General features: G+C 73.5%; 9 protein-coding genes. 2 read left to right on the top strand and 7 right to left on the bottom strand.

Annotation, left to right across the window (positions count from 1 at the left end):
- A partial coding sequence (locus ACWCSD_RS38345; RefSeq protein WP_449922270.1) for a S8 family serine peptidase occupies positions 1-1,849 on the bottom strand: 1,849 nt, incomplete at its 3' end.
- Between the two features lie 118 nt (positions 1,850-1,967).
- On the opposite strand from ACWCSD_RS38345, the gene ACWCSD_RS38340 reads away from it, so the two are divergent.
- Together ACWCSD_RS38340 and ACWCSD_RS38335 are read left to right on the top strand one after the other, a co-directional pair.
- Positions 1,968-2,927 carry a hypothetical protein gene (locus ACWCSD_RS38340; protein ID WP_449922268.1) on the top strand — a complete coding sequence of 320 codons (960 nt, stop codon included), beginning with the start codon at positions 1,968-1,970 and terminating at the stop codon, positions 2,925-2,927.
- Complete coding sequence (locus ACWCSD_RS38335) at positions 2,924-3,895, top strand: helix-turn-helix transcriptional regulator (RefSeq protein ID WP_449922266.1); 972 nt, start codon at positions 2,924-2,926, stop codon at positions 3,893-3,895. Before ACWCSD_RS38340 ends, ACWCSD_RS38335 begins: the two co-directional genes overlap by 4 nt.
- Before the next feature lie 12 nt (positions 3,896-3,907).
- On the opposite strand, the gene ACWCSD_RS38330 is transcribed toward ACWCSD_RS38335, so the two are convergent.
- The 6 genes from ACWCSD_RS38330 to ACWCSD_RS38305 form a co-directional block, all read right to left on the bottom strand.
- Positions 3,908-4,282 (bottom strand): hypothetical protein, encoded by a 375-nt coding sequence (locus ACWCSD_RS38330; protein WP_449922264.1) that lies wholly within the window; start codon positions 4,280-4,282, stop codon positions 3,908-3,910.
- Entirely contained in the window at positions 4,282-4,641 is a 360-nt protein-coding gene (locus tag ACWCSD_RS38325) for a nitrilase-related carbon-nitrogen hydrolase (RefSeq protein ID WP_449922274.1), read from the bottom strand. The genes ACWCSD_RS38330 and ACWCSD_RS38325 overlap by 1 nt, the downstream gene beginning before the upstream one ends.
- Before the next feature lie 208 nt (positions 4,642-4,849).
- Complete coding sequence (locus tag ACWCSD_RS38320) at positions 4,850-5,791, bottom strand: hypothetical protein (RefSeq protein WP_449922262.1); 942 nt, start codon at positions 5,789-5,791, stop codon at positions 4,850-4,852.
- Positions 5,788-6,111 carry a PadR family transcriptional regulator gene (locus ACWCSD_RS38315; RefSeq protein WP_449922272.1) on the bottom strand — a complete coding sequence of 108 codons (324 nt, stop codon included), beginning with the start codon at positions 6,109-6,111 and terminating at the stop codon, positions 5,788-5,790. Before ACWCSD_RS38315 ends, ACWCSD_RS38320 begins: the two co-directional genes overlap by 4 nt.
- Positions 6,112-6,245: 134 nt before the next feature.
- On the bottom strand, positions 6,246-7,025 hold the full coding sequence (locus ACWCSD_RS38310; RefSeq protein ID WP_397158175.1) for a hypothetical protein: 780 nt from the start codon (positions 7,023-7,025) through the stop codon (positions 6,246-6,248).
- A 132-nt stretch (positions 7,026-7,157) separates the two neighbouring features.
- A partial coding sequence (locus ACWCSD_RS38305) for a protein kinase domain-containing protein (RefSeq protein WP_449922260.1) occupies positions 7,158-10,204 on the bottom strand: 3,047 nt, incomplete at its 5' end.

Below are 10,204 nucleotides of genomic sequence, written 5' to 3'. Positions count from 1 at the left end.
GCGGCTCGACGAACGCGCCCACGGCCGTGCGCACGACCACGTCGCCGCCGGTGGCCGCCACCGCACCCGCGTACCAGGTGGCCGGTCCTGACGGGTCGAAGGCGACGGCCACGTCCGCGGCGCCGTGGGCGGGGACGGTCACCGTGTCGCGGTCCAGCTTGAGCGTCTGCTCGGGGGCGGTGCCGCGGTGGGCCGCGATGCTCGCGCGCAGGGTCAGCGTCACCGGCTGGTCGCCGTCGTTGGTGTAGGTGATCTTCCTGGTGATCGGGCCGCTCTGCGGGGAGCTCAGGAAGCCGAAGTCGAGGTTGCCCGAGCCGCGTACCTGCTGGGTGACCGCTCTGGCCACGTCGATGCGCCCGGCGCCCTGCTGGTAGGCGGTCAGGCCGTCGTCCTTGGCGGTGCCGATGAGCGCCGCCTTGAGCTGCGGGCCCGTCCAGTCGGGGTGTTGCCCGGCGAGGATGGCCGCCGCGCCCGACACGTGCGGGGTCGCCATCGAGGTGCCGGAGGCGGCGGTGTGGAGCTCGTCCACGGGCGAGCCCATCGACGTCCCCCGCGCGCGGGCCGCGACGATGCCGACGCCGGGCGCGACCACGTCGGGCTTGAGCCCGTAGTCGAACGGGGCCGGGCCTCTGCTGGAGAAGGGGGCCAGTCTCTCCTCACGGTCGACCGCGCCGACCGTCAGCGCCGCCGCCGCGGATCCCGGCGCGTTGACGGTACGGCTGCCGCCGTCGTTGCCGGCGGCCACGACGAACAGCGCGCCCGTCTCGGCGCTGAGCGTGTTCACCGCCTGGTTGACGGGGCCGTTCTGGTCCTCGTACTCGCCGCCGATGCTGATCGAGACCACCTTGGCCTGCGTGGCGGCCCACTGCATGCCCGCGATGACCTGCGACGAGGTGCCCGTGCCCGACGAGCTGAGCACCTTGCCCACCAGGAGCGTCGCCTCGGGCGCCACGCCCGTGTACCGGCCGGAGCCGGCGATCGTGGAGGCGACGTGGGTGCCGTGGCCGTGGCCGTCGCGGGCGTCGGGATCGTCGGTGAAGTTGGCCGTCGCCCCGATCCGGCCGGCCAGGTCGGGGTGGTCGGGATCGACGCCGGTGTCGAGCACGGCGACCTTGACGCCCTTGCCCTTGTAGCCGGCGGCCCAGGCCAGCGGCGCGCCGATCTGTGGCACGCTCTTGTCGAGCACGGCCTTCATCTTGCGGTCGAGCCAGATCGCCGTCGGCGCGGTCGCGCGCGCGGATGGGGACACGGCGGGGGACGGGGTGGGTGATGCGGTGGGGGACGCAGTGGAGGACACGGCGGCCGCGGCCCAGAACTCCCGCGCCGCCTTCTTGTCCACCTTGACGGCGGCGCCTCCGACGCTGGCCAGGGCGACGGGCGAGGCGGTGGCCGGGAGCGCGTCGGCCCGTGCCGACAGCGTCGCGGCGGCCTGCTCGGCGGCGCCGTACTGGACGATGACCGGCAGGGTCGGGCGTTCGGCGTCGGTGTAGCCGTTGGCGGCCAGGTACGCCACGTCGAACAGGCCCTTGTCCACCTGGCCCGAGGCCACCGGGGCCAGCGCGTCGGAGGGGAAGACGTAGAAGGAGTCGCCCTTGCGCAGGGTCATGAAGGACACCGGCGCTCCTCCGGCGCGCCTGGCCGGTTTCACGTCGGCGCGCGGGGTGCCGTCGGCGGCCTTGCCGTACGTCACCACGTCGCCGGTGATCAGGGTGAGCTGGGTGGCGGCGGGTAAGGCGCCCGGGGCGGGGGCCGGGGTGTCGGCGGACTCGGGTGAAGGGGAGGGCGTGGCCATCCCCATGGACAGGACCAACCCCAACGCGGTCAGCCCGGCGAGCGGGCGGCGAGCCATGGTTCTCCTCGGAGTAGTTCATGATCGAGCACACAAAACCTCCCATTCCGCGCCATATCCGGAAAGATGACCTTTCGTCCTCTTCACGCCGTTGGCGGGAAGAGGACACGATGGGCGCATGCTCGAATCCCTAGGCCTGTCGACGGCCGAAGAGGCGCTGTACCAGACGCTGATCGAGGTCTCGCCGATCACCGCCGCCGACCTTGAGCGGCTGGCCGGCCCGCAGGCCGCGCTCTGCGCGAGGCTCCAGGAACTCGGCCTGGTCACCCGGCTGCCGGAGGACCCGCCCAGGTACGCCGCGGTCGCCCCGAGCATGGGCCTCGACGCGCTGATCAGCGCCAGGGCCAGGGCGCTGACCGCCGCCCGGGGCCGCATCGCCGGGCTCAGCGCCGCCTTCCACCGGGCGGGCACCGAGCGCGACGCCGCCGGGCTGGTCGAGGTGGTGATCGGCAGGCAGGCGGTGAACGACCGCTTCGAGCAGCTCCAGCGGGAGACGCGCCGCTCGATCCGGGTGTTCGACGCGCCGCCGTACGTGGGGGTGGTCGGGGCGAACGCGCGCGAGTTCGACCTGCTGGCAAGGGGCGTGAACTACCGCGTCCTGTACGACAGGAAGGCGATGGAGCTGCCCGGGGCGCTGACGGTGGTCACCGACTACATCACCGCCGGCGAGCAGGCCCGGGTCGGCGAGGTGCCGATGAAGCTCGTCCTGAACGACCGGCCGACGGCGATCGTGCCGCTGCGGCACGACCGGCACCTGGTCGAATCCGCGCTGGTGGTGCACGACCCGACGCTGCTGGAGGCGCTCGGCGCGCTGTTCGAGATGAACTGGCAGCGCGCCGTCCCGCTGGGCGTGCGGCAGGGGCAGGCCCGGCTGCCCGAGGAGCGGAGCCCCGCCGACGCGCACGAGGACCTGCTGCCGCTGCTCATCTCCGGGCTGACCGACGCGGCCATCGGCGCGCAGCTCGGCTGGAGCGTGCGCACGGTGCGCAGGCGGGTGCAGGCGATGATGGTCCAGCTCGACGTGCAGACCCGGTTCCAGGCCGGCTACCAGGCCGTCCTGCGCGGCTGGCTGCGGTGACGCTCGAAGCGCTCGGGCTGGGCCCGGCCGAGGAGGAGCTCTACGAGCTGCTCGTCGAGTGCTCGCCGGCCACCCTCGACCGGCTCGCCGCGGGCTTCGCCGGCTCCGGCCTGCCCGCGCTGCTGGCCGGGCTGGAGAGCAAGGGCCTGGTCGACCGGCTGCCGGACGAACCGGCGCGGTACGTCGCCGTCGCCCCCGACGTCGCGCTCGACGCGTTGCTCACCGTCGCCGAAGAGGGGCTCGCGCGAGCCAGGGAGCGCGCCGCCGACCTGGACGACGCCTTCCAGCAGCGCGCCTCCGGGCAGCAGCCGCCGCTGGTCGTGGAGGTGATCACCGGCGCCGCCGCGGTGCGGCAACGCCTCCTCCAGCTCCAGCGCGCGGCCCGCCACCAGGTACGCACCTTCTCCCAGCCGCCGTACTTCGACCGGCACGCCAGCGTGGCCGCCCACCGCGAGCTGCTGGAACGCGGCATCACCAGCCGGGTCATCTACGAGCGCGACTTCATCGACCGGCCGGGCGCGCTGCGGCTGATCGAGGGGATGATCGGCGCGGGCCAGCTGGCGCGGGTGCTGCCCAGCCTGCCGATGAAGCTCTACCTGGTCGACGACCGGTTCGCGCTGCTGGTGCTGCGCTACGAGTCGCCCGACTCCGCGGCGCTCCTGGTGCACCCCTCGGGGCTGCTGGAGGCGCTGAGCAGGCTGTTCGAGGGGATCTGGGCGCGGGCGCTGCCGATGCGGCTGACCGGTTCGCGCGAGGCGCCGCAGGACGACGAACGGCTGATCGCCCTCCTGCTGACCGGCCTGACCGACGAGGCCATCGCCCGCCAGCTCGGCATCGGCTACCGCACCGCCCAGCGGCGCATCGCCGAGCTCATGGCCAGGCTCGGCGCCCACACCCGCTTCCAGGCCGGCGTGCAGGCCGCCCGCTCCCAGGCCCGGAGCGCCCCGCAGGACCCGCCCGGCCCGTAGGGGCGGCCGGGCTCATGAGCCTTCCGGGCCGGTCGGCGGTGGGGTGACGGTCGGCCGCCTGGTGCGCATGGCCACGGCCCCGAGTACGGCCATCGCCGCGAGACAGAGCCAGGCGAACACGTCGCCGATACGCGCATATATCGTCGGATCACTGGCGACAGGCACATACGCCGCCATCGTCTGCTGCCTGGTGGTGAAGTAGTCGGCCGAGGTGAGCGTCCGGCCCTGCGGGTCGAAGACCGCGGCCAGGCCGTTGCCGGCCTGCCGGATCAGCGAGTAGCCGTTCTCCACCGCCCGGACGGCCGCCTTCTCGGTGTGCGTGGCGCCGAAGCCGTACCAGTCGTTGGACGGCACCAGCATCAGGTCCACGTCGGCGGCCTGCCTCATCAGGGCGGGGAAGTCGGCGTCGAGCAGATGACGTTGGCCAGACGGCCGAACGGGGTGTCGGCGGTGGGCACCCTGCCGTCCCCGGGGGCGAACGGGTCCATGCCCGGCACCGGGCGGGCCTTCTCGTACGTCCACCGGGCCCGTCCGTTCGGATCGACGAGCACCGTCTCGTTGCGCATGTACGGCGGCGCGCCGGTGATCACGATCAACCCGGCGTCCACATAGCTGCCGGTCCGGACGGCGACCGCGGCGATCGCGTCGATCAGCCGCTGCTTGTCGGCCTCGCGTGCCGCGCCGCCCGCCTCGGGCCAGACCACGATCCTGGCTCCGGCGCTCGCCTCCCGTTCGGTGGCGGTCAGCAGGGAGTCGTTGACCGGGGCGAACGCCCGCCGAACCGTGTCGGGATCGGCCCCGGCGAGCTGTTCCGGCGAGGGGAAGCCGTTCAGGGCCTTGTCGGACGCCTCCAGAACCGAACGTGCGGGACTGACTCCCGGACGGCGGCTGCCACGCCTGCGCGACGCTCGTCCACCTCGACCGCAGGCGCGAGCCTGGGCGGCGGGTTCTTGCTCAAGAAGCCGGGGCTCGTCCCAGGCTTCTCCGCCGCAGGGTCAGGGCGGCCGCGGCGGTGAAGGCCAGGGCCGCGCACCCGAGCTGGGCAAGGGCCGTGAAGGTCGGCACCCACGGCAGGTCCCCGAGGTCGCCGAGGGCCGCCGCGGGCACGAACAGCAACAGCGCCGCCCGCCGCCCCACGGCCGACCGGCACGCGTACCCGGCCGCCAGCCCGACCACGACGAGCCACGGCACGGGTTTCCAGCTCACGATGTCCTGGTGGGTGATCACGTCCACCCAGCGCACGATGGCCTTGCTGGCGGTCAGCCCGACCACGGCGAGCGGCCCCCACAGCAGGAACGCGCGCCGCGGAACGGCCGTGATCGCGCGATGCGCCGCGGGCGCGAAGGCGATGGCGACGGACGCGAGCTGGGCCAGCAGGACCGGGCCGTGGTTGGGGAACAACAGTGTGTCCAGATCCAGGAGACCGGGAAATGGATCGCCTGCCTGATACAGCGCGAACGCGATCACGCCGAGCACGGCGATCCACCGCCGACCGAGCAGCACGGCCAGCACCGGCAGGGCCGCGATGACGATCGGCTCGGCCAGGTACAGGATCCAGGTCGGCCGCGCCACGGCGACCCCCGGGTTCCCCGCGGATTCGGCACCCCGGAGCAGTCCGGTCGCCAGCTCACCTGCCAGCATCAGGAACGGCCACAACGCCACGGCGAGCGCCAGCCCGGCGCGCCAGGCCGGCGAGGACACCGGGCCGAAGGCTCGCCGCCCGTGGACGCGCAGCGCGCCCCACAGTAAGTCCGCCGCGTCGGCCGGATGAGGACGGGTCTGGCCGGGCCGCGCTCCGGCGAGGAGCACGCCGATCATCTCTTCCTCATGCCGCGCCCGGTGGTCTCGCGGGTAGGTGGCCAGGAGGCGGCGGTAGCGGGCTTCGAGCAGGCTCATGCCGCTCCTCCCGCACCGATCGCGCGCAGGCGTGCGGTGGCCGCCTTGGCGTGCCTGCGCATCCGTTCGGCCTCCGCCGCCAGTCTCGCGGCGCCGTCGCCGGTCAGCCGGTAGTAGCGGCGCACCCGGCCGTCGACGATCTCCTCCCGGTCCTCGGTGATCAGGCCCTCTTCCTGGAGTCGGTCGAAAGCGGCGTACAGGGTGCCGGCGCGTAGGCGGACCTGGCCGTCCGAGATGCGCTCCACGTCGGTGATGATGCCGTATCCGTGTTGTGGACCGGCAGCCAGCGCGGTCAGGATCAGGAAGGTCGGCTCTTGCATCTGTCTCACGCGATCAATATATACCGGTCATCTACCTATCGACAGGGCGGCCGTCACAACCGATCAGAGGACGAGGTGCGCCGGCACGACCGGGTTCGGCGTGGTGGCGGTCGACGTCCCACCCCGGCCGGGCTCTAGCGGCGGCGGCCGGTGGATTTCCTGGTGCAGGTGGTGCAGCGGCGGTTCCATGACGGTGTCGAACCGCCGTCGTCGTCCGCGCAGGAGCCGCCGATCGTCATCGAGCAGGTTCCGCTGTAGGTACGCGTACGGGTGCCGTCGTCGGCGGTGACGTCCGGGGGCTCCTGCTCGACGATCACCTTGCTGCCCTTGCCGCCGCTCGGGCGCGCTCTGAACGATGCGGAGCTCTCGTTCGAGAAGAAGGAGCCCTTCGCGGCCTTCTTGCCGACCGCGGGGATCTGGCCGGACAGCAGGAGGTAGTACCAGCCGAAACCGGATTCGTCGTTCTCGCAGTGCTTGTCGGCGGCGCGGACCCGGGTCTCCTCGCGGACACAGATCTCGATGCGGTCATCCTCGTCCAGGAGCATGTTGGTCACGCCCTTGCCGCCCTTCCTGGGAGCTCGGTACGTCAGGCCGGTGTACTCGCCGGTCACTCCCTTGCCGACCTTCTTGCCGATGGCGGGGATCCTCGCGGTGCCGGTCAGGAGGCGGCGGGCGTAGCCCTTCACCTTGTCGTCGCAGAGCTGGTAGTCGACCCTGACCGACGTGGCCTTCCTGACGCAGACCTCGACGCGATCGTCATCCGCGTCCTCCGTGCTGCCTGCCGCGGAGTCGCCGCTCCAGGCCTGCGGGGGCTGGACGGCCTGCTCGGGGGCAGGGGGTGCGGCGGAGCAGCCCGCGGCGAGGAGGAGTGCCGCCAGAGAGAGGCAGGCGAGGCGTAAGACGGTCGGCGACAAGGGACCCACTTTCCGGATATGCCGGCATATCGCAGTCGTGACGATCAACGGCTCGCCTCGGAAGCGGGGTCCCCCCATTCAGGTAGGGCGGACTTCCCCTTCGAGCCGGCCGCGCCTGCTCCCGGCCGCCGGCTAGGGACACGCCTTTCTGTACGGCAGCGCGTGCACGATCACCCGCCACTGGGCCGCGCTCAGCCCGCCCGCCTTCGCGCACACCGCCGCCGCCATCGCCTCCCCGCCCACGGCGTGCCGCCTGACGAGGCCGTTGCCGTCCACGGTCAGCACCGCCGACCCGTCGGGAGTGAACGCCACGTCGAGCGGCTGCCCGATCTCCGGGTCCTGACCGCCGCCCTCGTCGAGCAGCGTGCCCAGGTCCGTGCCCGACATCACGTCGACGAGCCGCACCCTGCCGCCCACCTGGAGGCTGGCCAGCAGGTCCTCGCGCGGCGAGTAGGCGGCGGGGACGTCGAACCCGCGCGCGGTGGCCAGCCTGCGGCGCGTGGCCACGTCCCAGACCGTCATCCGTCGCCGCGCGTCGAGCACCACGACCGCCTTGCCGGAGCGGGTGAAATACGCGCGCACCCCCTCGGCGTTCCTGCCGCCGCCGCCGAACGCCGGCCCCACGGCCTTGCCGCCGGCCGTCTCCAGCAGGTGCACGCGGTCGCCCGCCACCACCAGCGTCCGGCCGTCGGCGGAGAAGGCCGCGTACGTCGCCGCGCCCGCCTTGGCCGTCCACCCCCGCCGCCTGGTCCGCCGGTCCCACAGCTCGACCTCGCCCTGCTCGGTGACCACGGCCAGCCTGGCGCCGTCGGGGGAGAAGGCCGCCTGCGCGGCGGACGTGCGCAGCGTGCCCTGGACGTCGGCCGAGGCGGTGTCCACGATCCGCACCTCGGGCCCGTACGTGGCGACGAAACGGGCATCCGGGCTGAACACCGCGTTCTCCGCCTCCGGCAACGCGCCGATCTTCCGCCCGCCGACGGCGGACAGCTCGCCGTCGCGGAGCACGAGCCGCCCGTCGCCGCTCAGCGCCGCCATGCCCACAAGGTGATCGTCGTTCTCGACGGCCAGGTCGGCCACGTCCACCGAGAAGACCTGGTCGCCCAGCAGGTAGCGGAAGGTGCCTCCGTCGAAGGCCCCCTGCACCGCCCCCTCGCCCCCGCGTACCTGGACCGAGGTGAGCAGATGCGTGTCCGACCTGCGCCAGAACTGGATGGACCGCGGTCCCACCGTCGCGATGAGGCCAGGGCCGAACACGGCCGCGCCGCCGTTCCAGGTGCCCTGGGTGCCGGCGCCGTCCTTGTCGCCGATGACGTCCTTCGCCCCGGTCCTCAGGTTGGTCAGCTCCAGCAGGCGACCGCGCCGTGCGGCCTGCCAGACCCCGTCCCGGCTGAACGTGCCCGCGGGGGCGGGCCCGAGCGCCTTGGCGGCGCCGGTTCGCAGGTCCCAGCGGATACGCCGGTCAGCCTCCAGGAGCAGGACGGAGTCGTCCCGCTCGAACGTCACGTCGACCCACTCGCTCGTGAAGTCCTTGGCGGTGGGGAAGGCGTAGTCGCTGATCGGCCTGCCACTGGCGAGGTCCACCGCGGTGGCGCGACTGGCCGTCACGGTCACCAGCACCTTGCCCGACGGGCTCAGCGTCACGCTGTCCAGCGGCTCGGCCGCCCGGGTGGCGAGCGTCCGCAGCAGGCGGCCGTTCCGCACGTCCCAGACGCGGGTCGTGGTGGAGTCGGCGCTGATCAGCGTGCGGCCGTCGGCGCCGAGCGTCCGTACCGTGTCGCCCGCGGTGGACGGGTCGCCGAACATCGCCGTCTCGCGTTGCGCCAGCGAGGCCACCAGGGCCGCTCGGGTGGCCGGCGTGTGGTCCAGCCGCCAGGCCGCGAGGCTCGCCAGCATCGCCTGGTGCGGGTCGCTCCGGCGGGTCGTGGTCGCCGCCGCCGCCAGCCTGGCCGCCTCCGACCTGGTCAGCTGCCCGGCGATCTGCTCGGCCCGGTCGTCGGCCACCGCGCTCTGCTGCACGGCCAGCCCGCCGGCCACCAGCGCGATCACCAGCAGCCCGCCCAGGCTCAGCGAGGTCAGCCGGGCCCGCCTGGCCCTGTGCCTGGCCAGGGTGGCCGCCGCGGCCAGGAAGTCGCGTTCGGTGGGCGACAGGGTGATGTCGCGGCGGGCGGTGGCCGCCCACTGCATCGCGTTCTCCAGGCTGCTGCCCTGGAACAGGTCGCCGTCCCGGCGTCCCGCCGCCTCCCAGCGCCGCGCCGCGGTGAGGATCTGCCGGTGTACGGCCAGGCCGTCGAGGTTGGACTCGATCCACCGGCGGTACCGCGGCCAGGCATGGGGCAGGGCCGGCCTGGCCAGCCGTACGCCGCCGTCCTGGTCGGCCAGGAGGTAGCCGAACACGGCCAGGATCCGCCGCACGGCGGCCGCCTCGCGCGGCGCCCGCCCCTCGACGAGCTCGGCCAGCTCGGCGTGCCGGGCCGACAGCTCGCCCGCCTCGTCCACCGTCACCAGCCGCAGGAACACCTCGGGCACCAGCTCGCGCTCGGCCGGGTCGAGCATCGTGTACGCCTGCTCGGCCAGCGTGCCGAGCGCGGGATCGTGCCCCTGCGCGCCGATCCCGGCGGCCCGCTGGCCGCCCTGGGCCAGCAGGCGGGCCGTGTCGAGGGCGCCGTCGCCGCTGACCAGCGCCAGCAGCAGCTCGCGGGCGGTCGGCCGCTGGGCCGGCTCTTTGGACAGCGCCGAGGCGACCAGCCGGCGCAGCGTCCTGGGCAGCGCGGACAGGTCGGGAGTGGCCGACAACACCTGGTGCATGATGCTTCCCAGGTTCTCGGCGTGGAACGGATCACGGCCGGTGGCGGCGAAGACGATGACGCCTCCCCAGGCGAACACGTCCGCCGAGGCGTCCGCCCGCTGGCCGATGAACACCTCAGGCGCCATGTAGGTGGGCGTGCCGCTCACCACGCCGGTCGCGGTGAGCGACATCTCGGCGGTCCTGGCGATGCCGAAGTCGATCACGCGGGGGCCGTCCGGGCCCAGCAGCACGTTGTCGGGCTTGAGGTCGCGGTGGATCACCCCGGCGTCGTGGATGGCGGTCAGCGCCGTCGCGATGGCGGTGGCCAGGCGGTGCAGGTCGTCGCCCGCGAAGATCCGGCCCGCCGTGCGCAGGCTCGGGCCCTCCACGTACT

The organism is Nonomuraea sp. NPDC001684 (assembly GCF_053596515.1).
This window is presented reverse-complemented; position numbering and strand designations above follow the sequence as displayed.

Excerpts from the sequence above, each read along its gene's own strand:
- ACWCSD_RS38340 (WP_449922268.1), top strand. The coding sequence starts at position 1,968 with ATGCTCGAATCCCTAGGCCTGTCGACGGCCGAAGAGGCGCTGTACCAG.
- ACWCSD_RS38330 (WP_449922264.1), bottom strand. The coding sequence starts at position 4,282 with ATGAGGCAGGCCGCCGACGTGGACCTGATGCTGGTGCCGTCCAACGAC.
- ACWCSD_RS38320 (WP_449922262.1), bottom strand. The coding sequence starts at position 5,791 with ATGAGCCTGCTCGAAGCCCGCTACCGCCGCCTCCTGGCCACCTACCCG.
- ACWCSD_RS38315 (WP_449922272.1), bottom strand. The coding sequence starts at position 6,111 with ATGCAAGAGCCGACCTTCCTGATCCTGACCGCGCTGGCTGCCGGTCCA.